Source organism: Williamsia sp. 1138, assembly GCF_002095435.2.
In the GTDB taxonomy this organism is placed as follows: Bacteria; Actinomycetota; Actinomycetes; order Mycobacteriales; family Mycobacteriaceae; genus Williamsia.
Window position 1 is genome coordinate 103,848 of the sequence record NZ_MJEJ02000042.1, and the last position, 22,302, is coordinate 126,149.

24 protein-coding genes are annotated in these 22,302 nt (G+C 62.3%); 16 read left to right on the top strand and 8 right to left on the bottom strand.

Annotated elements, in window-relative coordinates:
- Positions 1 to 2,013, bottom strand: coding sequence for a glycoside hydrolase family 15 protein (locus BH683_RS13150; protein WP_084836703.1), 2,013 nt, complete (start codon positions 2,011 to 2,013; stop codon positions 1 to 3).
- A 146-nt stretch (positions 2,014 to 2,159) separates the two neighbouring features.
- Between BH683_RS13150 and BH683_RS13155 the strand changes: the two genes are divergently transcribed.
- The 5 genes from BH683_RS13155 (at position 2,160) to BH683_RS13175 (ending at position 6,575) form a co-directional block, all read left to right on the top strand.
- Positions 2,160 to 2,360 (top strand): hypothetical protein, encoded by a 201-nt coding sequence (locus BH683_RS13155; protein ID WP_084836704.1) that lies wholly within the window; start codon positions 2,160 to 2,162, stop codon positions 2,358 to 2,360.
- Positions 2,361 to 2,771: 411 nt separating this feature from the next.
- The gene (locus tag BH683_RS13160; protein WP_094647469.1) at positions 2,772 to 3,842 is read left to right on the top strand and encodes a sulfate ABC transporter substrate-binding protein; all 1,071 of its coding nucleotides are present in this window, start codon (positions 2,772 to 2,774) and stop codon (positions 3,840 to 3,842) included.
- Positions 3,839 to 4,687 (top strand): sulfate ABC transporter permease subunit CysT, encoded by an 849-nt coding sequence (cysT, locus tag BH683_RS13165; protein ID WP_084836706.1) that lies wholly within the window; start codon positions 3,839 to 3,841, stop codon positions 4,685 to 4,687. The genes BH683_RS13160 and cysT overlap by 4 nt, the downstream gene beginning before the upstream one ends.
- Entirely contained in the window at positions 4,684 to 5,580 is an 897-nt protein-coding gene (cysW, locus tag BH683_RS13170) for a sulfate ABC transporter permease subunit CysW (RefSeq protein ID WP_084836707.1), read from the top strand. The genes cysT and cysW overlap by 4 nt, the downstream gene beginning before the upstream one ends.
- Entirely contained in the window at positions 5,577 to 6,575 is a 999-nt protein-coding gene (locus BH683_RS13175) for a sulfate ABC transporter ATP-binding protein (protein ID WP_084836708.1), read from the top strand. Before cysW ends, BH683_RS13175 begins: the two co-directional genes overlap by 4 nt.
- Positions 6,576 to 6,660: 85 nt before the next feature.
- Here the strand turns inward: BH683_RS13175 and BH683_RS13180 are convergent, their stop codons facing one another.
- Positions 6,661 to 7,500, bottom strand: coding sequence for an alpha/beta hydrolase (locus tag BH683_RS13180; RefSeq protein ID WP_084836709.1), 840 nt, complete (start codon positions 7,498 to 7,500; stop codon positions 6,661 to 6,663).
- A gap of 68 nt (positions 7,501 to 7,568) precedes the next feature.
- On the opposite strand from BH683_RS13180, the gene BH683_RS13185 reads away from it, so the two are divergent.
- Complete coding sequence (locus BH683_RS13185) at positions 7,569 to 8,171, top strand: TetR/AcrR family transcriptional regulator (protein WP_084836710.1); 603 nt, start codon at positions 7,569 to 7,571, stop codon at positions 8,169 to 8,171.
- Positions 8,172 to 8,280: 109 nt separating this feature from the next.
- Here BH683_RS13185 and BH683_RS13190 read toward each other — a convergent pair whose 3' ends face one another.
- The 4 genes from BH683_RS13190 to BH683_RS13205 all read right to left on the bottom strand — a co-directional run bounded on the left by BH683_RS13190 (position 8,281) and on the right by BH683_RS13205 (position 11,189).
- A complete protein-coding gene (locus BH683_RS13190; protein WP_168187039.1) occupies positions 8,281 to 8,823 on the bottom strand; it encodes a nuclear transport factor 2 family protein in 543 nt (180 codons plus the stop codon).
- A 44-nt stretch (positions 8,824 to 8,867) separates the two neighbouring features.
- Positions 8,868 to 9,701 (bottom strand): LLM class F420-dependent oxidoreductase, encoded by an 834-nt coding sequence (locus BH683_RS13195; RefSeq protein WP_084836712.1) that lies wholly within the window; start codon positions 9,699 to 9,701, stop codon positions 8,868 to 8,870.
- 148 nt (positions 9,702 to 9,849) lie between these two features.
- Positions 9,850 to 10,644 carry an SDR family NAD(P)-dependent oxidoreductase gene (locus BH683_RS13200; protein WP_084836713.1) on the bottom strand — a complete coding sequence of 265 codons (795 nt, stop codon included), beginning with the start codon at positions 10,642 to 10,644 and terminating at the stop codon, positions 9,850 to 9,852.
- Positions 10,641 to 11,189, bottom strand: coding sequence for a nuclear transport factor 2 family protein (locus BH683_RS13205; protein WP_084836714.1), 549 nt, complete (start codon positions 11,187 to 11,189; stop codon positions 10,641 to 10,643). Before BH683_RS13205 ends, BH683_RS13200 begins: the two co-directional genes overlap by 4 nt.
- Before the next feature lie 123 nt (positions 11,190 to 11,312).
- On the opposite strand from BH683_RS13205, the gene BH683_RS13210 reads away from it, so the two are divergent.
- Positions 11,313 to 11,831, top strand: a complete 519-nt coding sequence (locus BH683_RS13210) for a nuclear transport factor 2 family protein (RefSeq protein WP_084836715.1) — start codon at positions 11,313 to 11,315, stop codon at positions 11,829 to 11,831.
- A gap of 3 nt (positions 11,832 to 11,834) precedes the next feature.
- Here BH683_RS13210 and BH683_RS13215 read toward each other — a convergent pair whose 3' ends face one another.
- A complete protein-coding gene (locus BH683_RS13215; protein WP_084836716.1) occupies positions 11,835 to 12,806 on the bottom strand; it encodes an alpha/beta hydrolase in 972 nt (323 codons plus the stop codon).
- A gap of 88 nt (positions 12,807 to 12,894) precedes the next feature.
- Between BH683_RS13215 and BH683_RS13220 the strand changes: the two genes are divergently transcribed.
- From BH683_RS13220 to BH683_RS13235, 4 genes are all read left to right on the top strand, one after another.
- Entirely contained in the window at positions 12,895 to 14,076 is a 1,182-nt protein-coding gene (locus BH683_RS13220; RefSeq protein ID WP_084836717.1) for an acyl-CoA dehydrogenase family protein, read from the top strand.
- A complete protein-coding gene (locus tag BH683_RS13225; protein WP_084836718.1) occupies positions 14,076 to 15,167 on the top strand; it encodes an acyl-CoA dehydrogenase family protein in 1,092 nt (363 codons plus the stop codon). Before BH683_RS13220 ends, BH683_RS13225 begins: the two co-directional genes overlap by 1 nt.
- Entirely contained in the window at positions 15,164 to 16,423 is a 1,260-nt protein-coding gene (locus BH683_RS13230; protein ID WP_084836719.1) for a CoA transferase, read from the top strand. The genes BH683_RS13225 and BH683_RS13230 overlap by 4 nt, the downstream gene beginning before the upstream one ends.
- 107 nt (positions 16,424 to 16,530) lie before the next feature.
- Positions 16,531 to 17,223 (top strand): GntR family transcriptional regulator, encoded by a 693-nt coding sequence (locus BH683_RS13235; RefSeq protein ID WP_084836720.1) that lies wholly within the window; start codon positions 16,531 to 16,533, stop codon positions 17,221 to 17,223.
- 42 nt (positions 17,224 to 17,265) lie between these two features.
- Here BH683_RS13235 and BH683_RS13240 read toward each other — a convergent pair whose 3' ends face one another.
- The gene (locus tag BH683_RS13240; RefSeq protein ID WP_084836721.1) at positions 17,266 to 18,069 is read right to left on the bottom strand and encodes an enoyl-CoA hydratase-related protein; all 804 of its coding nucleotides are present in this window, start codon (positions 18,067 to 18,069) and stop codon (positions 17,266 to 17,268) included.
- A gap of 119 nt (positions 18,070 to 18,188) precedes the next feature.
- On the opposite strand from BH683_RS13240, the gene BH683_RS13245 reads away from it, so the two are divergent.
- From BH683_RS13245 to BH683_RS13265, 5 genes are all read left to right on the top strand, one after another.
- The gene (locus BH683_RS13245; RefSeq protein WP_084836722.1) at positions 18,189 to 18,947 is read left to right on the top strand and encodes an SDR family NAD(P)-dependent oxidoreductase; all 759 of its coding nucleotides are present in this window, start codon (positions 18,189 to 18,191) and stop codon (positions 18,945 to 18,947) included.
- A gap of 129 nt (positions 18,948 to 19,076) precedes the next feature.
- A complete protein-coding gene (locus tag BH683_RS13250; protein ID WP_084836723.1) occupies positions 19,077 to 19,523 on the top strand; it encodes a nuclear transport factor 2 family protein in 447 nt (148 codons plus the stop codon).
- A gap of 11 nt (positions 19,524 to 19,534) precedes the next feature.
- Positions 19,535 to 20,311, top strand: a complete 777-nt coding sequence (locus BH683_RS13255; protein ID WP_084836793.1) for a glucose 1-dehydrogenase — start codon at positions 19,535 to 19,537, stop codon at positions 20,309 to 20,311.
- A gap of 5 nt (positions 20,312 to 20,316) precedes the next feature.
- Positions 20,317 to 20,694 carry a nuclear transport factor 2 family protein gene (locus tag BH683_RS13260; RefSeq protein WP_246833357.1) on the top strand — a complete coding sequence of 126 codons (378 nt, stop codon included), beginning with the start codon at positions 20,317 to 20,319 and terminating at the stop codon, positions 20,692 to 20,694.
- Positions 20,695 to 21,048: 354 nt separating this feature from the next.
- A complete protein-coding gene (locus tag BH683_RS13265; RefSeq protein ID WP_084836724.1) occupies positions 21,049 to 22,293 on the top strand; it encodes an ABC transporter substrate-binding protein in 1,245 nt (414 codons plus the stop codon).
- Positions 22,294 to 22,302: the final 9 nt, after the last annotated feature.

The following is a 22,302-nucleotide window of genomic DNA, read 5'->3' on the forward strand; positions in this document are numbered from 1 at the left end:
TCAGTTTGCGGGGATGAAGGTGCCGTGCCCCTGAGCTTCTTCGGCGCGGATCACGTGCATGACCGCGTTGATCAAGGCCAGGTGGGTGAACGCCTGCGGGAAGTTGCCGAGGTGGCGACCGGTGTGCGGTTCGATCTCTTCCGCGTACAGCTTGAGCGGGCTCGCGAAAGACAACAGCCGCTCACAGAGCACCTTGGCGCGCGGTAGCTCCCCGATCTCGACCAGGGCCGAGACCAGCCAGAACGAACAGATCGTGAACGTGCCCTCCTCGCCGGAGAGCCCGTCGTCGGTCTCTTCGACTCGATAGCGCAGGACGAGGCCGTCCTCGCTGAGTTCGTCGGCGATGGCGAGGACGGTGTTGCGGACCCGCGGATCCTCGGCGGGGAGGAAACGTAGGAGCGGTACGAGCAGTAGCGAGGCGTCGAGGGCATCGCTGCCGTAACGCTGGGTGAAGATGCCGCGATCGTTGACCCCGAACTCGAGGATGTCGGCTTTGATCTCCTCGGCGATCTCGGTCCACTGCACCACGTACGACTTCTCGCCGTGGATGGCGGCGAGTTTGGCACCCCGGTCCAGGGCGATCCAACACATCACCTTCGACGAGGTGAAGTGCTGGGGCTCGCCGCGCACTTCCCAGATGCCGCGGTCGGGCTGGCGCCAGTGCTTGATCGCCTCTTCCACCTGAGCTTTGAGGACGGGCCACAGGGTCTCCGACACCGTCTCGGTGGCCTTGGTGTTGAGGTACACCGAGTCGAGCATGGTGCCCCAGATGTCGTGTTGCTGTTGGTCGTAGGCGCCGTTGCCGATGCGGACCGGTCGCGCGCCGTCGTACCCGGACAGGTGGTTGAGCTCGGACTCCTCGAGGGTGCGCTCGCCGCCCACGCCGTACATCACCTGCAGCGGATGGTGTTCGCCGTTGTTCGCGCCGGAGACGTCGGCGATGAACGAGAAGAAGTCGCTGGCCTCACGGTCCAGTCCCAGCGTGTACAGGCCCCAGAGTGCGAAGGTGGAGTCGCGCACCCAGGCGTAGCGATAGTCCCAGTTACGTTCTCCGTGTGGAGTTTCCGGCAACGATGTCGTGGCTGCCGCGAGCAGGGCGCCGGTTGGGGAGTAGGTGAGCCCCTTCAAGGTGAGAGCGCTGCGCTGCAGATAGTTGCGCCACGGATGGTCCGGGAACCGGCCGACGTTGATCCACTGCCGCCATGACTCGGACGTCTCCCACATCATCTGGGCTGCTTCGGCCCAGTCCTGCGGGGCAGCAGGGCTTCCCCAGCTCATCGCGACGAACTCGTTGTCGCCCTCCACCATTCGAGTACGGGCCCGCGCTTCCCGGCCCTCGAGACCGAGTTTGAGACTGGTGGTCAACCGCAGTGACTGGGCGTCACCCTTCACGCCGGTGGCGGTTGCGATCGCTTCGCCGTACGCCGGGCCCGAGTATTCCCACTTGGTGCCGCCCCGGTGGTAGTCGAAGGCCGGCTCGCAACTGAGTGCCAGTTCGACGGTGCCGTTCACACAGCGCACCGTCCGGAGCAGGATGTGTTTGGCGTCCCAATCCGTCGGGGTCCGGCGGTGTGTGCGCGAGCGCGCCTCGTTGTCATGCCACGGACCCATCACGAGTGCATCGCGAACGATCAGCCACCCGGTATCGGTCTGCCAGGTGGTCTCGACCATCAGGCTGCCGGGCAGGTAACGACGATCGACCGGCACGTTGACCCCGTACGGCGCCAGCTTGAAGTGACCGGCACTGCGATCGAGCACTGCTCCGAAGACGCTCGGCGAATCGGGGCGTGGGACACACATCCACTCGACTGAACCGTTGCGAGCGATCAGACAGTTGCACTCGCAATCGGAGAGGAACGCGTAGTCACCGATCGGTGGGAACGCGTTTTGCGCCACCGGGGGCGCCGAGGCCGGCGACGGGCTGTTCAGTGGTGAGTTGCCACCGTGGGACGCTGTTCTCGGTCCGGCGGCGGTGAGGTCAGTGTTACTGCTGCCCTCGGATGTGGTTGTCATGGATCTATCATGCTGTCGGGCGATGCCGTCTGCCACCGATGCGACAATTCTCGTCACAGCCATTTTCTGGCGATCCGGCGGCCAGGTCAGGGCGGTGCAGGATTTTGAATCACCGTGAACAAAAGTCGAGGCGGTAGGGTGACGGAGTGGATGAAGTGACCCGATGGTGGGACGGCGTCGAGGAATGGTTGACGTCGTTGTCCTTCGTTCCGCAGATCCTGGTGTCCGCCGCGATCGTCGTACCACTTGCCATCGGACTTTCGTATCTGATGAACCTCCTGGTAGACGGCTCGTTCCGGCTCCTGGACCGCCGCGAATCCGCTGACGTCGACCCCGGAGAACAGTGATGCCCCGCTCTAAGGTGACCGTGGCGTTGATCGCACTGATCGTGCTCGTCGTCGTGGCTTGGTTGTTGCTGCGCTGAATGCGACGTGAGCAAGGCCTCACTCGTAGCGTTCTGACCCGAATTTCAGCTGCTAATGTTCCGCCTATGTCAGCACCCGGCGGTTACCGCGTGCGCCACACCCTGGCGCTGTTCGCGGTCGACTATCGCTGCGTTTTTGACGTTCTGTGTCGCTGATCGACATTCTCGCGGGCTTCGTTCTGCCGCCGATCAGCATCTGAAGACTCTGACCTGAACACAACTGATTCCGACCTGAACAAAACTAGGGGACACAACCGTGTTTTTTCGATCCGCTCGATCCGCACCGCGAAAGCGAGGGCGGAGCCGGCCAGGTAGATCCGCCGCCGCTTCGGTCATCGTTCTCGCCGTCTCCGCGCTGGTGCTGTCCGGCTGCGGTGGCGGCTCCACCGATGAGCCCGGCGGCCAGGACATCTCCAGTGGCTCCAAGCACCTGAATCTGTACGCGTATGCGGTGCCCAAGATCGGTTACGACGAGATCATCCCGGCGTTCCGCGACACCGAGGAAGGAAAGGACATCGGCTTCGCCGCGTCCTACGGCGCGTCCGGAGATCAGTCTCGGAAGGTCGCGCGCCGGGTTCCTGCCGACGTCGTCAACTTCTCGGTCGCTCCTGACATCACCCGCCTGGTGAAAGCAGGTGTGGTGGACAAGGACTGGGCCGAGCAGTATCCGAACGGCAGCACCCCGTTCGGATCTGTCGTGGCGTTGGTCGTTCGGGAGGGAAATCCCCTGAACATCCGGACGTGGGACGACCTGCTCAAGCCGGGTATCCAGGTGGTGACCCCGAACCCGGGTAGTTCCGGCTCCGCCAAGTGGAATCTGCTCGCTCCGTTCTCCGCCAAGAGCAATGGTGGCGTCGACGAGCAGGCGGGTTTGGATTACGTGGCCGAGCTGGTGCGTGACCACACCCGTATCCAGCCGAAGTCGGGTCGTGAGGCGACCACCGCGTTCGAGCAGGGGCAGGGCGACGTGTTGATCAGCTACGAGAACGAAGCGATCTTCCTCAAGAACCAGAACGCGACCGCGAAGCCGGGTCAACGGGTCGACTACGTCATCCCTCCGGAGACGTTCAAGATTGAGAACCCGGTCGCGGTGGTGAACTTCAGCAAAGAGAAGGAAGCCGCCAACGAGTTCGTCAGCTACCTCTTCACACCTGCCGCGCAGCGGATCTGGGCGGAGCAGGGCTTTCGGCCGGTCGACGAGACCGTCATCGAGGAGACCAAGGACCTGTTCCCCGGTGAGATCGCAAAGCTGTGGACGATCAAGGAACTCGGTGCGGTGCTCGGGGAGGGCACAGCCGAGGAGAACAAGGGCAAAGACCTCAAGGGGTGGCCCGCGGTGGACAAGGCGCTGTTCGGAACATCGGGCGCAATCACGGAGATCTATGACGCCGGAGGCAAGGTATGACAACCACGGTTACACCGCTCAAACCGCTGCCGTCGGGGCCGGCAAAACGCACGTGGGGCAGCGTCGGACCGCTCGGCGTGGGTGTCGCGGGTCTGTGGCTGAGCATCATCGTGCTCCTGCCGCTCGCCGCGATCACCAGTGAGGCGTTCGACGACGGATGGAGCGGGTTCTGGACCGCGATCACCGACGAGAACGCGATCGCCACGCTCAAGGTGACCGTTCTCGTGTCGCTGGTGGTGGCTCTGATCAACGTCGTGATGGGCACCCTCATCGCCTGGGTTCTCGTCCGCGACGAGTTTCCCGGCAAGCGGTTCGTCAACTCGCTCATCGACCTGCCGTTCGCGTTGCCCACGATCGTCGCCAGCCTGGTGCTGCTGTCGCTCTACGGACCGAACAGCCCGATCGACATCGAACTGAATGCGACCCGGCCGGCGCTGGTCATCGCGCTCGCCTTCGTCACCCTGCCGTTCGTGGTGCGCCAGGTGCAGCCCGTGCTGATCGAGATCGACAAAGAGGTGGAGGAGGCCGCAGCCTCTCTCGGCGCCACCAACTGGGTCATCTGGTGGAAGATCATCTTCCCCGCGCTGGCTCCTGCAGTGCTCTCCGGTGCCGGCCTGGCATTCACCCGCGCGATCGGCGAGTTCGGTTCGGTCGTCCTGATCGGCGGCAACATCCCGGGTGACACCCAGGTGGCGTCGCAGTACATCCAGCAGCAGATCGAGATCGACTCACCCGTCGACGCCTCTGCCATCTCGGTGGTGCTGTTGCTCATCGCCTTCGTGGTGCTCCTGGTGCTGCGCATTGTCGGTCGCCGCACGTCCAAGCGCGAGGAGCAGAGCCGATGAAACTGTCCACATTCCCCCGACTCACCCTGCGCACGATTGCGCTCCTGTATCTGTTCGTCCTCCTGGTCGTGCCGGTGGCGCTGATCTTCTACCGCTCCTTCGAACACGGCATCGTTCAGTTCTGGGAGTGGATCACCACCCCTGCGGCGATCTCGGCACTGCAGCTGAGTCTGTTGATCGTCGCGATCGTGGTCCCGCTGAACGTGGTCTTCGGTGTGTTCACCGCGCTCGCCATCGTCCGCGGACGATTCCGCGGCCGCGGGGTCGTCGAGGCCATCGTCGACCTGCCGTTCGCGGTCTCGCCGATCGTCGTCGGCGTTGCGCTGATCCTGCTGTGGGGATACGGGGGCTGGTTCGGCGGTCTGGAGAGCGCCGGGTTCACCGTCATCTTCGGGCTCCCGGGCATGGTGCTGGCGACCCTGTTCGTGACCTTGCCCTTTGTGGTCCGCGAGGTCGAGCCGGTGCTCCGTGAGATCGGGACCGAGCAGGAAGAGGCCGCTGCGACCCTCGGTGCCAGTGGCTGGCAGACGTTTTGGCGGATCACCTTGCCGGCCATCCGGTGGGGCCTGTCCTACGGTGTCGTCCTCACCGTGGCCCGGGCACTCGGTGAATACGGGGCCGTGATCATGGTGTCGTCCAACCTGCCGGGCGTCTCGCAAACCCTCACGCTGCTGGTGTCGTCGCGGTACACCGACGATTACAACGAGTACGGCGCCTATGCGGCCGCGACTCTACTGATGATGATCGCAATCCTGGTGCTGCTGCTCATGACCCTGGTCGAAAAGCGCACCGGTACCAACAAAATCGAACGTCGCAAGGCGAGCAACGAGACCGACGCGGTCACCGCCCCGAGCGAGACAGCCCCGAAAACGCAGGAGAGTGAACTGGTATGACGATCTCGGTGATTGATGCGAACAAGCGATACGGCGACTTTGCCGCACTCGACAATGTCTCGATCGACATCCCGGTCGGCTCCCTGACAGCGCTTCTCGGGCCGTCGGGTTCGGGAAAGTCGACCCTGCTGCGGGCCATTGCCGGTCTGGATCAACTCGACTCGGGCACGGTGCTGATCAACGGCGACGACGTGACGACGGTCTCGCCGCAGCGCCGCGACATCGGATTCGTGTTCCAGCACTACGCCGCGTTCAAGCACATGACGGTGCGCGACAACGTCGCCTTCGGCCTGAAGATCCGCAAGCGTCCGAAGGACGAGGTCAAGGCCAAGGTCGACGAACTCCTGGAGGTCGTCGGACTCGCAGGCTTCCAAACCCGCTACCCCGCACAGCTCTCCGGTGGTCAGCGGCAGCGCATGGCGTTGGCCAGGGCACTCGCGGTCGACCCCAAGGTGCTCCTGCTCGACGAGCCGTTCGGTGCCCTCGACGCCAAGGTTCGTGAGGACCTGCGGGCGTGGCTGCGGCGGCTGCACGACGAGGTGCAGGTGACGACCGTGCTGGTCACCCACGATCAGCAGGAGGCGCTCGACGTCGCCGACCGGATCGCGGTGCTGAACAAGGGCCGCATCGAGCAGATCGGTTCTCCGGCCGATCTCTACGACCGCCCCGACAACAAGTTCGTCATGTCATTCCTCGGGTCTGTCGCCAAGCTCAACGGAGTCCTGGTGCGCCCGCACGACATTCGCGTCGGACGTACGCCTGACCTGGCGCTGGAGTCTGCAGAGCCGAACGCGGCCGAGACGGGCGTGCTCAAAGCCCGCGTCAAGCGCGTGGTGTACCTGGGCTTCGAGGTGCGCGTCGAGCTGGAGAACGGTGCCACCGGCGAGGACTTCCACGCGCAGATCACCCGCGGCGATGCGTCCGCGCTCGGGCTGAACGACGGTGACGAGGTCTACGTTCGCGCGACCCGGGTTCCGGACGCCGCGCTCGCCTGACCCACCGCTTTCGCATACGCTCCACAAATACGAAGACGCGCCACAAATACGTGGCGCGTCTTCGTATTTCCGGAGCGTTTGTCGGTCAGGTGGATTGCAAGAACTCACTGATGAGCTCGGCGGTGCGCTCCGGCTGATCGAGCATGATCAATACGTAGGCGTCGTCGACCTCGGCGAGGCTTCCTTTGGGGAGTAGTTTCGCGAGCTGCTCGCCGTGCTCGCGACGCATCACGTTGGTTCTCGGTGCCCAGATCACCAGAGCCGGTCCGGTGAAGTCGCGCAGCTTCTCGGTATCGGCGATGAGCGCCGCCTTGTCGAACCTTGTTTTGCAGTAGGCGAGTACGTCGCGGCGAACGCCCGCCGACGCTATCCCTGGGTCGGTCCACTTCCGGATGATCTCGTGGGAGATAGGTTTCTTGGCCATCAGGCCCAGCACCATCGGTGTCCGGCGAAGGACGCGGTTGCGAAATTGGTGGAGCGCGAACAGGATCCCGCCGGGTACCGAGGTTGCCACCTTGACGACCTTGCCGGGGAACCCGGGAGGGAAGTTGTCGTAGGCCTCGGCGGGACAGATCACCAGGCGGCTGATTCGTTCGCCGTTCGAGAGCTCCGGCAGAAACAGGGGACCGCCCCAGTCGCTGAGTACCAGTGTCACATCCTGCAACTTCAGGGAACTGAGGAACTCGGACAGGATGGCGACCATCCCCGGCATCGTCAGATCGGTGCCGGCGTTCATCGGTATCCGGTGCGCACCGAGTGGCAGTACCGGCAGCAGGTAACGAAAACCGTTGGGAAGCAGAGGCAACACGAGATCCCACTGATGGTCGTTCATCAGCAATCCGTGCGTGAACACCACCGGCGGCCCGTTCGGATCGCCTTCTTCGCGGTACTCGATGGTGCCCGCCTCGAGCTCAACCGTGCGCATCGGACCTCCCAGAAACTAGAGCGACTGTTCTAGAGTGACTGTTCTAGTATGGGAGGAAGGAGGTAAGGATGGCAAGAGATACGCGAGAAACGATCTTGACGACCGCGATCGAACTCATGCGCGTCCACGGCTACTCGGCCCTGAGTATGAAGCAGATCGTGGCTGGCTCCGGCGCTCCGATCGGCTCGATCTACCATCATTTCCCTGAAGGGAAGTCGCAGATTGCGCGGGAGGCCCTGGTCAATGCGGGCATCGCGTATGCAGCTGTCATCCCGGCGGTGCTCGCCGATCAGGTCGATCTCGGAGCGGGAATCAGGGCTGCGTTCGCCCAGGCCGCCGAGGTCACCGAGCAGACCGGTTTCGCCAACATGTGTCCGGTGTCGACGGTCGCGGGGGAGGTCGCGAACTCCGACGACTCGCTTCGGCGTGCGGCTGCAGGGGTGTTCACCGACTGGATCACGTTGGGGCAGGCGTACTTCGAGAGCCGCGGTGTGGAATCGGAGATGGCCGAAGAGGCGATTACCGCGATCGTCTGTTCGCTCGAGGGTGCGTTTGTGATGGCACGGACGCTGCGCAACACGAGACCGCTGATCGCTGCTGGGACCGCGCTGTCGGCGCGGTATGAGGGTGTTGCGCTCGCGCTCGTCGAACATGATCACATCGGCGGCTGACGTGGCGGTCACAGCCTCTGGTGGCCGTGTTCAGCTCAGTCGTCCTCACGTTCGGCCCGCTGCTGCATCAGAGTTGGTATCGCCGCCGCTGTCGGTCTTCTGATCTCACTCACGTGGAGCCGTGCTTGACAAAGGCCGAGATGGGTTTGCCTTCGTCGACGCGAAGTTCTCTGAATGCCGCTTCGGCAACCGAGTACGAAGGATCTTGTGTCGAGGACGCGTCAGGATCTGCAGCGGGAACCGGCATCGGCAAGATAGGTGTCGCTATATCTGCCAACGCGGTCCGTGCTGCGATCCGCCAATGACCGTCAGCACCTCGCTCAAATCGATCTACGTATCGGCCGTGGCCAGCAAAGTTTCTCTCCCGGTCATCGTACGGCTCCTGCCAGTGGTAGGCGAGAACGTACGACTCTGCCACGGCAACATCGCCATTCACCTCGCATAGATGGTTCGCGATCACATGGCGTGTACCGCCGAGCTCCCTGAGGAGCGGAAAGCACCAACTTATGAACTCATTTACGGTTCCGGTGAAGCCTATGTGATGATCAACAGCGCCTTCGTGGTAGCAACTGCGAACGAGGTCCGCATCGATTCGATCAATACCGCGGCAGTATCGCGACACTACGTCGAGAATCGCCTGGCGGTCGGCCAAGTACCGCACTGTCTCAGTTGCGTGTGCTGATTCGGGCCCGTTATTCACAGATTGAACCTCTCGGCGACCTCGTCCATGATCCGGAAAGCTTCCTCTTCGGAGCCGCCTCCGACTCCCCAAACAGCATCAGTGACACCCGCGGCCTCATACTCGTCGATCAGGTCAGGGTCTGGTGCGAGTGCCCGAATGATCGGACTACCACTACGACCAGCCGCCTGCCACGCCTGATTGAGTTCTCCGGCACGTGCCAGGACGTCATCGGTGCGTGGAGTGCTCATCCAGCCGTCTGCATTCGCCGCGATCCACTCGATGGTCTTGGGACCCGCTTCAGCGCCAATTATCAACGGTATGTGTCCCTTGGGCTTCGGCCATGCCCACGATGGCCCAAAGGAGATGAATTCACCGTCATACGATGCCTCGTCCTGAGTCCACAAAGCCCGCATCGCCTCCACATACTCCCTGAGTACCGTGCGCCGCCGCTTGAACGGAACATTGTGATTGGTCAGTTCGTCAGCATTCCATCCGAAGCCGGCACAGATGCTGACCCGGCCGCCTGAGAGATGATCGAGTGTGGCGATCGTCTTGGCCAGAGCGATGGGATCGTGTTGCACAGGGAGCGCGACGGCAGTGGACAGGTGGATTGTTTCGGTGACGGCAGCAGCTGTCGCCAAAGCGATCCAAGGATCAAGCGTTCGCATGTATCGGTCGTCCGGCAGGGATGCGTCACCCGTTCCCGGGTGCGGAGCCTCCCGCTCAACTGGGATATGGGTGTGTTCTGGGACGTATATTGCGTCAAAACCCCGTTCTTCTGCTGCCACCGCCAGCTGTGCCGGCATGATGCCTCGATCGCTGGTGAAAATCACAACTCCATGTTTCATGGCTCGGAGCCTTTCAGAAAGCCCGACGGTTGCGAAAAGGGCTCTCCCACGTGGTGGACGCTCGTCGAGGCACTCGTCGCGCATTTCATACAAGAGCATTGTCGTCCACGAAGGCTGAATCGTTTCGTGAAATATAGGCGCCCTGGCCTTATTCAGACGGCGGTGGCAATAGCTTTCGCGCGGCGTCGCGGGCTTCGAGCATCAACTCGGCCCGGTTGTGACCGCTGTTACGCTCGACGGCGTCTTCCCAACCCCGCACGACGACGACTGGCCCATTGGCGAGTTCGGCCAGCCCCTGGGCGGCGACGTCCCTGGGTTCGGAGACCTTCAGGCCGGGCGCATCCATTTTGAGACCGGCACGGTCCATGGCGGGGGTGCGCGTCAGACCCAGCACGAGTTCCAGGACGTCGACGTTGTGGTCCTGCATCTCGAGCCATAGGCCCTCGGCGAAGGTGCGGCAGAACGACTTGACGGCGGAATAGACGCTGATCTGCGCGGATCCCAGATATCCGCTGAGTGAACCCACCAGAATGATTCCGCCACGGCGGCGTGCTCGCATCAGCGAGCCGAAGTGTTGCACCAACTTTAATTGGATCGTGATATTTAGGTCGATTACAGCCAGGAAGCGGTCGAGGTCGCCAGTGACGAATTCGTGGCCATAGGTGTTTGCGCCGGCGTTGTAGATGAACAGACCGATCTCTAGGCCGCTGGTGAACTCCGCGATTCGTTCGCCCGCATTTGAGTCGAGTAGATCGATCGACAGTGTGCGAACTTCAACACCCGCAGACCGTGCTACCTGCGCTGTTTCCTGTAGCGGCCCGTCTTTGCGTGCCAGCAGGACCAGATCGAAGCCTTGTTCGGCCAGCTGCGTGGCGAACTCGGCTCCGACACCTTCTGACCCTCCGGCGATCAGTGCCCACGGGCCATACTTCTCGAGATTCATCGTTTTGCGTTCTTGTCGGCAGCCGCCTCCGGCGCGTTCGCTGATTCTTCATGTGTGATCGTTTGCGCTGCTGCCAGCAACTCGCGCGCTTCCGCTCGGCCGTCTAGCAAACGCCCGATTCGGCGGTCGATCCGCCACCCACCTTCGACCCTCACCAGCTCCCAACGGTTCGCGGTGATTCGCAGGACCTTGAAGTCTGCCTCGCTCCCGGCCACCTTCACAACCAACTGAGTGTGGCCGGTCGCGACAGCTGTGTCGCCGGCCAACTCGATGTGCGGTGTGCTCAACGTGTGTGCGGAGCCGTTCATGATGAAGTCCTGATGCTGGTCGCCCTTGATCATCTTCTTCAAATCGCTTTGACCGGAGAGCATTCCGGAATCAACGTCATAAGAACCGTCTTCTATCCACAACGCCGCAGCGTCGTCGGCGGAGCCGCTGTCTACGGCCGGGCCATACGCTGAAAGAAGCTCGAGTATCTGCCACTTGTCCTCCATAATGCGCACGCGTTGCTCGAGAGCCGCGATGTCGGAAAAGTTCTGAGTCATGAAGTGTCCTCAAGTCGACGGGTCGGAATCAACATATAAGCGTGTCGCAGGTTCACGTATCGGAGTTCCCGCTCTGCAGGAAGTGCGATTCTCTCTTCGTACTGCACTTGTCACCATCGGCAGATGGCCGACACACTTACACTCTCACCAGTAGAACAACTTCTCGCTCTAGAAGAGATCAAAAGAGTCTTCTCGGCTCGTCTGCGATGCATGGACAACAAACAGTGGCACTTGTATCCCACCTTTCACACAACTGACGTCATTTCCGAAACCTTCGCCGACCTGCCGGTCGACGGTCAGCCGACAACCGACGGTGTCACCAACCGAGTGGTCGGAAACGAACTGTTGGGCAAGACCATCGAGGCGGTCCTCGATGGCGACAAGAAGATCACTTCGGTGCACCATGGGCACACCCCTGAGATCGACCTGACGTCGGATACGACGGCTACGGGGGTCTGGGCGATGGAGGACAAGCTCTGGTGGATCAATACGGACGGCACCGAAGAGCATCTTCACGGCTACGGGCACTATCACGAGGAGTACCGGTGTGTTGACGGCAAGTGGCTCATCAGCTTCCGTAGTTTGAGCCGCCTGCGAGTTGATGAAACCCCACGGTTCCATGAGGCTGTCGCGGCGCCCTAACCGCTACCCAAACGAGGAGAACCGGGCGGCAGCAAGTGCTCCGATGTCGGCAATAGCCTGGCGCGCCCGCGTGAAGTTCGCAGTCTGCATGACGAATCCGTGCCCAACGCCCGGGTACCGCAGGATTGCGGTAGGGACGCCCGCGGCTTGTAGACGGTGGCCATAGACTTCCACGCCGTCTCGAAGCGGATCGTTGTGACCGCATGCCACGATTGCCGGCGGCAGTCCCGCCAGCGTCGATGCGAGCGCGGGCACTCCGTATTCATCATCATTGGATTGATCCTCGCCCAGGTACATGTCCTTCATCCAGTCGATGTCCCCGGCCGTCAGAAACGGACTCTGCCCGAACGTACGCATCGATTCTCTGTCCTGGCGTCGTTCGACGCCGGGATAGATCAGAACTTGCTGGGCTAGCGGCGGGCCCCCGAGGTTGCGGGCCCGCAGGGCTGTGGCGGCCGCCAACCCTCCGCCCGCGCTGTCGCCGCCGACTCCGATGCGGTGGGGGTCGATTCCCCATTCTTCAGGCGTGTCATACACCCGGCAGACAACGGCATAAGCGTCGTCATTCGCTGCGGGGTAAGTGTGTTCTGGGGCCAGTCGATAGTCGACGTTGACTAGCACGGCCTGCGTTGCCTCGGCCACCTCGCGCGCCAGTCGGTCGAACGAGTCGAGCGTGCCCATGATCATCCCGCCACCGTGAAACCAGATCAATGCGGGGGCGTTTTCCGTCGGGACGCCGTGTGGGTGATACACGCGCACGGGCACGGGTGCGGCTGTGCCGTCGATAGTTGCGGAACGCACGCTGTGCATATCCGGTCCGGGTGGGCGTTTGATTGATTCCAGCAGATCGCGTGCCCGGTCAACGCCCAGATTTCGTAGTGGCTCAGCACCTTTGAGGAGGCTGACCATGGCTGCGACATCTGGATCCCACGAGGCCCCGAACGAACTTCCGGGGTCAGCTGTCTCTGTATCCATGAGCTGAGACTACTCAGAATCATTATTGTATGTGTAAATATTATCCAATCCCTGTAGGTTGGGTTCGAGATCTGGAGAAGGAGGTCGTATGGCGTCACTTGGCGCTGTTACGCCGCGAGCGAGCGCGATTACAGAAGCGGAGGGCTCCGGCTCTCCGTCCAACAATCGTCTTCGCGGTGAGGTGCGCGCGTTTCTCCAACAACAAGCCGACAGTGGCGAGTTTGTGCCACGGTGCGACAACTGGATGTCCGGATTTGATCCGGCCTTCAGTGCGCGACTCGGTGACCGGGGCTGGGTGGGCATGGCGATTCCCGTCGCCTACGGAGGTCAAGGCCTCAGTGCACTTGATCGGGTGGTGGTCGCGGAGGAGTTGCTCGCACATGGCGCCCCGGTGGCCGCTCATTGGATCGCGGATCGACAAATGGCGCCGAGTCTGTTGTCGCATGGTAGTGAAGACCAGAAGACACGGTACCTTCCCGGAATTGCTGCTGGAACAACTTATTTCGCGATCGGGATGAGCGAACCGGACGCCGGATCTGACCTCGCAGGAGTCCGTACCCGCGCAGTCGATACCGGGGATGCTTGGGAGTTGACCGGAACCAAACTGTGGACAACGGGCGCCCACCTGGCTCACGCGATGGTGGTGCTCGCCAGAACCGACGGTAGCCCGACAGATCGGCATGCGGGACTGTCGCAGTTCGTCGTCGATCTGCCGAACGACGATATTGAGATCAAGCCCATACAGAGCATCGACGGGTCTGCGCATTTCAACGAAGTCATCTTCCACAACGCCCGCCTGGAACGGTCGGCGCTGCTCGGTGCGCGAGGCGACGGGTGGAAGCAGGTGATGAGTGAATTGGCCTGGGAACGCTCGGGTCCGGAGAGATATCTGTCGACCATGCCGCTGCTTCGCGCGTGGGCGGACCGGCTCCGGGATCGAGGCGCCACCGCCGACCAGCGCCGGACCCTCGGTGAACTGACTGCTCGGGCGTGGACGCTGCGCGAGATGTCCATCGACGTCGCTCGCGAACTGTCTTCAGGTGGGCGGCCTGACGTCGCTGCAGCCATGGTCAAGGATCTGGGTTCGACCTTCGAAGGGGACCTGGTCGACGAGATCAGGCGATCGAGCGCGACAACAGCTCGCATCGGATCCGGAGATCCGTTCGCGGCGATGCTCTCGGACGCCGTGCTGCATACACCTGCGTTCACACTTCGAGGCGGTACGAACGAGATCCTGCGTTCGATTGTCGGCCGTGGATTGGAGATGTGATGGACGACAGGGAGTATCGGGCGGCCTTGATCGATGCCGCCAACGCCATCATCGAGCGGAACCTGGCTGCCACCGAGGTACCGGTGAAGGACTACGACCGCCGAGTTTGGTCGGAGTTCACGGCAGCTGGATTTGCCGCGCTCGACGTACCCGAGAACCTGGGCGGCAGCGGCGGCACACTGGCCGACGCGCTCGACATCGTCACGGTGGCTGCGCGTCGAGGAGCCCTCACACCGATGATCGAGCACGGAGTTCTGGCTGCCTGGCTCGCTGGTCAGTCGAGGATGGCGCTGCCGGGCGGAATCTGCACGGTCGCAATCGTGAACGAGGCTATCGTGGATGTCGGCGATGACGGAAGGCTCGTCCTGAATGGGGTGATCGACGCAGTTCCTTGGGCACGCGAGGCGGAAGCGATTCTCCTGCTGGTGGATTCCGAGCAGGAACCACAGCGCAGGCTCGCTCTGGTCGCCACGGGAGATTCGACTGTGCGGGTTCATCCGGGTACCGACCTCGTCGGTGTGCCGCTGAATGACATCACCTTCAACGCTACGGTTCCCGAGACTGTCGCAACCACTGAGACGACAGCCGAGAGTCTGCGACGTCGAAGTGCGCTCGCGTACACCGCTGCCATCGCCGGCGCGTCCCGGCAGATCTGCGACTTGACGATTGGTCATGCCCGGAGCCGGACCCAGTTCGGGCGGCCGTTGGCCAAGTTCCAGGCGATTCAGCAGAGACTGGCTCAGCTGGCTTCGGTCACGGCATCCATCGAGAACGCTGCACGGGTCGCGACCGCGGAAGGAACCGAAGCGAGATCGATTGCGGCCGTGGCGTCTGCCGCCGTCGCGGCCTCGACAGGCGCCCAGCAGATCGGCGCGGCCGGCCATCAGATCCACGGAGCAATCGGGTTCACGTCAGAGTACGGACTCGGCCGAGCCACCACGTCGCTGTGGTCGTGGCGTGACAGGCACGTTTCTGCCGACTACTGGAGCGATCGCCTCGCCGACGAGGTGCTCGACGAGGGAGCTGGCGTCTGGAATCTCATCACCGGGTATCCCCGCCATGAGATCGACGACAGCGGGGTCCGAGTATGAGCCTCTCGAGCCATTCCAGTGAAGGCGTGGCCATCGACGGTCGGGCAGCGTGGCAGTCGTCGAACACGAAGGGGGTGCTCGCCGGACTACGTGTCCTCGATCTCAGCAGAGTCCTCGCCGGCCCGTTCACGGCGCAGATGCTTGCCGACCACGGGGCAGACGTGCTGAAGGTCGAGGCGCCGGAGGGTGATGAGACCCGGATGTGGGGACCACCGTTCGGCGACGAGGGATCGAGTGCGTACTACGCGGGCCTCAATCACAGCAAAGACAACATCACCCTGGATCTTCGTTCGGAAGGGGGGCGGGCGATACTCGCGCACCTTCTCGACGCGGCGGATGTCGTCGTCGAGAACTTCAAGGCCGGCACCATGGCCAACTGGGGTTTCGACTACGAGACGGTCCTGGCGGAATCACGGCCAGACCTCGTGTACTGCCGTATCACCGGCTTTGGCGTAGACGGTCCGATGGGCGGACTGCCGGGCTACGACGCCGTCCTGCAGTCGTACGGAGGCCTGATGAGCGTGAACGGCTATCCCGACGGCAACCCGCTACGGGTCGGAGTGCCGATCGTCGATATCACGGCAGCGAACATGGCGTTCAGCGGAACTTTGTTGGCGCTGTTGGATCGTATGCGGACGGGACTCGGTCAGTTGGTGGACATCGCATTGCTCGACGCGGTGGTGTCGATCTTGCATCCTCACTCGGCGAACTGGATTGTCAGCGAGGCGATTCCACAACGCACCGGCGACCTCCATCCCACGGTCGTCCCGTACCAGGTGTTCCCGACAGCGGAGGGCGGGTTCTTCGTCAGCGCTGCGAACAACCGTCAGTTCGCGGGACTCGTTTCGGTGCTGGGCGTCCCCGAGTTGATAGAGGACCCGAGATTCGAGACCAACAGCGGGAGAAACGCGAACCGAGATGCCCTCATCGACGTCCTGACTCCGCTCATAGCTAACTGGTCACGCGACAAGCTGGCGGGGGAGCTGACGGTCGCGGGCGTTCCGTCGAGCCCAGTCAACAACGTCGAACAAGCACTGACATCACCCCAGGTGCTTCACCGCGAACTATTCATCGACAGCGAAAGCTACCGGGGCCTCGGTGTGCCTATCTCCTTGAGCCGCTCGTCGATACGGGCACCCACGCCGGCTCTCCGCGCGGGTGCGGATTCTGATCGCATCTTGACGTCGATGGGGTATGGCGACGCCCACATCCACGCTCTGCGCTCGATGGGAGTTCTTGGTGATAGGTCGCAGTGAGGCCAAGCGGTAGTGCCTACCAGGGGCCGCCGGTCATGGGAGAGAATGGCCGCAGGGAAGGGGAGGCGGATGTCTCCGTCTGATTCCTCGACCACAAGGAGGTTCCTGTGCCGCGCAAGCCCGACAATGCACCGTCCGCTACAGCAGCTGACCGGACGGCCTCCCGAGTCGTCGAAGCGCTCGAACACCTGATCATCAGCGGTGAGCTACTGCCCGGGCAGCAGATCCGCCAAGAGGACATGGCTGTGAGGCTCGGCGTGAGCCGCTTGCCCATTCGAGAAGGCCTGCGGCAGCTGACCGCGGAGGGTCTCGTTCGGCATGTACACAATGTGGGCTACACCGTGGCGAGACTCGAGCAGTCCGAGTTCGACCAGATCTACCTCATGCGCGCCGCGCTCGAACGCGAGGTGCTCGCCACGCTGCCGGTCTTCGACGACAAGGCTCTGCGCGAGATCCGCGACTGTGCTGACCGCGTTGAAGCAGCGGGCACTCGAGGTGACTATCTGGACATGCGGCTCGAAAATCAGGCCTTTCATTTCGCGATGTTCGATCGTTCACCCCTCAACTTGGTGGTCGGGGAACTGCGACGCCTGTGGACCTTGGCGATGCCCTACCACGCGGTGTATCTCTACGACCCGGATGGCCGGGCACGGGTTGTCCGCGAGCACGAAGAGATGATCAAGGCGCTCTCCATGGGGGACAATCAGCGGTTGACTCAGTTGATGGACGAGCATCGCCGCGGTGGCGAGGCGGTCAACGGCATGGCCCTGCGTGCCGGAGCGCCTCACACGCCGCGGTGAACAGGCTCCCGTGAACGTAGACGTAGACGTGCTCGAGCCGCGTTACTCTGTCTTCGGGCCTCGGGATGACCATGACGACTCGCCCTTGCGCGACATCGACCACATCTGGACCCCACGTTCGACCTCGAGTGCCGACGACCACGAGATCGCGGGCGGGCCCAATTCGAGACGCGCACTGCGTAACACGCGACGCGTCAATTCCGGATCGGCGGTAGCGGCGACGACGAGCTGATCAACGAGCGCAGCCACATCCGCTGCGGCGGCACATGCGTAAGCCAAACCGCGATCGGCAGCTTCCTTGCCAGTGAGGGATCGGCCGAAGCCCGCCATCGCGATGGTCTCCGACCACCCGACAGCTCTCCCGAGCAGAGACAGATGCCCGCCACCGGGATGGATGCCGCGGGCGAGGAACCCGCTGTCGAGCTCGGCGTCAGGAGTGACGATCATGAGGTCCGTTGCCAAAGCGAGGTTCAGCCCTGCTCCGACTGCTCCTCCGGTGACCACGGAGATGGACGGAACAGGCAACGTGCCGACACGAACGAACGACTCGTATATCGCTGACGTCCTGGCCACTGCTTCGGGAGACGACGCGTTTGCCGATGATGCCGCGAGGTCACGAGTATCTGCACCGCTACAAAAGTAGTCGCCCACGGCGTCGACGACCACGGCTCCGATGGTGTCGTCGCGCTCGACCTCGTCGCAGAAGTCCACGATCCGTGCCGCCATTTCCAGGCTGATCGCATTCTTTCGGCGCGGGTTGTTCAGTGTGAGACGGGCTGTCCCGGTGCCGAACCGGGTGAGTATTGGGCGCGCGTCACCGGAGTCGTGCGCTGGTTCGTTGTCCATGGCAGGAGTGTATTGGATACAGTTTGGTATTCAAAGTGATTGACATCTTGCATGGATAAGTGTTCGCTGGGTCGACAGTGATCGGACTGAACCGGTTGTATGAATGAGGGAGTTCGTTGATGTTCAGTTTGGAAGGACGAGTCGCCCTGGTGACAGGTGCGGGGCAGAGCGTCGGAGCGGGCATCGCCACAGTTCTTGCCAGGCAGGGTGCAACCGTCATCGTGAACGACCTCACGGTCGAGCGGGCCGAGAAGGTTGCCGCTGCGATCGCGGAAGAGGGTAATCGTTCGCTCGCTGCGGGTTTCGACGTCACCGATCTCGACGCGGTCTCCACCCACGTCCGCGAGTCCGAAGCCACGCTGGGGCAGCATGTCGATATCCTTGTGCACAACGCCGGTGTCGCTGTCGAGCGCACCAATAAGCGGTTCCGCGAGTTGACCCCCGATCAGTGGTCACCGTCCATCGATCTCAATCTCTATGGGCTGCTGAACACAACCAAAGTTGTTCTAGATGGCATGTGCGATTCGGGCTGGGGGCGCATCGTTCAGGTCTCGTCGGGTTCGGCTCGGACCGGTCAGAACATCGGGGTGTCAATGTACGCTGCGGGCAAAAGTGGTGGCGAGGGCTTCATGCGCCATCTCGCCGCGGAGGTGGGCCAATTCGGCGTCACGGCAAACGTTTTGGCGCTTGGGCATCAGAAAAATCTCGAAGAGAAGATGCCGCCAGAAATGATCGATCGCATCCTCGAGACCATTCCCGTCGGCAGGCTCGGTGACCCCATCGAGGTCGGCGCCGCGTGCGCTTACCTGTCGTCAAATGAGTCCGGTGGTCTCACCGGCCAGACGATCGACTTCAACGGTGGTTCGCAAACTCGCTGATCGACTCCTAGCGACTCACAGCCTCCTTCTCAGTGGGAGCCGTTCTGCCGCCGGAGTGACGCCAACATCTACCTTCTATGGACGCCACCTGCGGCAACGGCATTCACGATCGATGAAGGGAAATGGCCAGTGATTACTTACAGCAGAGACGAGCGGGATATTTACCGCAACATCGTCATCATCGCGCGTGCGATGGACGAACGAAACTGGGGTGAGATCGAAAAATTGGCCGTCCCTGATGCGACTGGAGACTTTGGCGACGGAGCCGTGTCCTCAGCGGCAGAGATCGTCGCGCTTCTCCGTCGCTACCTCGACGACTGTGGACCGACTCAGCACCTCATCGGAAACGTCGTGATCGATGTGTCGGGGGATAGCGCGACCAGTCGCGCCTACGTTGCCGACATGCACCTCGGGGTCGGTGACCTGGAGGGCCAGTACTTTCGGACACTCGGTGACTATCACGACAGCTGGGCTCGAACCGCTGACGGGTGGAAATTGACCGACCGCACCAAACGCCACAGCGGAATGTTGGGCAACATCGCAGTCCTTGCCCATGCAAATGAGCTGACGACATGAAGGAGTACGACATGGGCAGGTTAGAGGGAAAGACTGCGATCGTCACCGGGGGCGCTCAGGGGATGGGGTCTGCCACCGTCCGAGTGATGGTGGAGGAGGGGGCGAAAGTCGTCATTGCGGATTTGGCGGAGCAGGCTGGTAAGTCCCTTGCGGCTGAACTCGGTGACGCGGCCTCGTTCTGCAGGCTTGATGTGAGCAGCGAGTCCGATTGGCAGAAGGTGCTCGCGCACACGCTCGAGGTGCATGGAACTGTCAACGTGCTGGTCAACAACGCGGGTATCCAATACTTCGTTGGTGTGGAAGATATCGAGGCTGAAAGGGTCATGCGGCTCTTCTCGATCAACGTCCTCGGCTCGATGTTAGGTGTGAAGACTGTGGCGCCGATCATGAAGAAGGCGGGCGCGGGCGTAGTCATCAACATCTCGTCGCTCGACGGCTTCCGAGGTACCAACGGCATGAGCCCCTACGTTGCAAGTAAGTGGGCGGTCCGTGGGCTGACGAAAGCACAAGCGCTGGAACTCGGACCGGTCATTCGGGTGGTCTCCGTTCACCCGGGTGGTGTGAACACTCCGATGGGCAATCCAACCGGAGACACCGGTGAGGCGTTGAATGCTCCGTACGGTCGAGTCCCGTTGCGCCGCATCGGTGAACCGATCGAAGTAGCCCGAGTCACTGCCTTCATGGCCAGCGATGACGCGAGCTACGTGAGTGGCTCCGAGATCGCGGTCGACGGTGGGTGGACCGCCGGGCACTATCACGTTGGGCTGCCCGGCGGACCGGAGGCGTGACCGGTATGGCAAACCCCGATTCAATACTGGAAGTGGTCTACAAATATCTCGCGACAGCGCCCATGGGGACGGGCGCGGAGATTGCCGCGCTGTATGCGCCGGGAGCGCGCGTCGAGGATCCGGTGGGTACCGCGGCGCATGTGGGCACCGATGCCATCGCGGCGTTTTACGATTCCGTTCGAGGTGGAGAACGCACCATCGAGTTGCTGACGCTACGAGTGGCTGCCGATACGGCGGCGTTTCACTTTCGAGTGACGACGGTCATCGAGAACACAACGATTGTTGTCGAACCCATCGATGTGATGACATTCGATGACCAGTCGCAAATCACGACAATGCGGGCGATCTGGTCGCCCGCCGATGTGGTGACCTCTACCGCCTAGTTGGCGACGACGGAGCTCGACAGCACGAGCTGAATAGCTGGCGGCTCGACAGGCGGTGGGCTGAACCCGGGTGCTACGCACCCGGGTTCTTTCTATTGTGTGAGAACTCAATTCGGTCGCTCCCTGGTGGGGTCTCCGGCCGGATAAGGGGCCAGTAGGCCACCGCCCAACAGTTCGTCGAAGAAAGCTCACGGTGTTCTCCCATTGGACGGGAACCTCTATAACGCACCGGTGTGATCGTCCGCCCATAATCAACCGCCAGCATCCACAAGTGATGCCGGTCACGCGAGCGGCTCAATGTGTCGGGTAACCCATCCGACGTCGCCCTCGCTGTTCTCGCGAAGGAGTCATGAAATGAAACTCGGCAGTATGGTTCGCGCTCGGCGAACCCTCGCAGGTGTCAGTGCGGTGCTGCTGGCCGCAACACTGGGAGCGACGGCGTGCAGTAACAGCGACGAGGACGGGGGCGGCGCGGCCACAAGCCCTACGACATCCCTGCCGGGCAACGCAGCTACCGGTTCGCCGGTCAAGATCGGCTTCATTTCTACCGAAGGCGGCGGTGTTGTCTCGATCCCTGAATGGCGGCAGGGCGCCGAGGCGGCTGTCGAATACGTCAATAACAATGGCGGCGGCTTCGCGGGCGGTCACTCGATCGACCTGGTGGTGTGCAAGCAGGCAGAAGAGCCGACCTCGGCGACCGCATGCGCCAACCAGATGGTGGAACAGAAGGTCGCAGCCGTCTTGACGGCCGGAACCTCACAGGGAACGGCCATTGTTCCGATCGTCGGCGGCGCCGGAATCCCCTACATCACATTGAATGGTGTCTCCCAGCTCGACGTCGCGTCGCCTGACTCCTTCGCATTGGCATCGGGGCTCCCCGGAACCATGACTGCAACCGCCACGGCGGCCAAAGCAGAAGGTATGAAGTCGATGACGATCTTCGCAAGTGATGGCGGCGGCACTGCCGGAATCATCGAGCAGCTCGGTAAACCGATCTTCGAAGGTTTCGGCATCGATCTCAACGTGGTCGCGATAGCGCTCGGCGTGCCCGACCCCACACCCCTGGTCGCGTCAGGCTTGGCCGACAATCCAGACGGCATCAGCATCATCGCTGACGCAGCGCTGTGCACGTCGGTGATGAAGGCGGTCCAGACCACAGAGCCGGACATCAACAAGGTTCTGAACACCGTGTGTCTAGACAAGAACGTTCTGGACGTCGTCGGGGTACAGGCCGTCGAAGGCAACATGGGAATCACGGCCACCGACGTGTTCTCGGACCGCCCGGACTCGGTTCTCTACCGGTCGGTCATGGGTCAGTATGCTCCTGACCTGTCGCTGACGGGCGCGGGTTCCTCGGGCTACCAGGTTCTGATGGCTATGGTCAATGCGACCGCAAGCGTCACCGGTGACGTCAATGCAGCGGCAGTGAAGCAAGCGATGCAGGCCACCGACAAGGTTGAAATGCCGGCCGGTGGAGGAATAACCTTCAGCTGCAACGGATCTGCTTTCCCCATGATGCCCTCGATCTGCTCTACGCAGTTGCTCTACGGTGTGGTCGACGATCAAGGGATTCCGCGAGATCTCCAGTTGGCCGGATAGTCGCGAAGG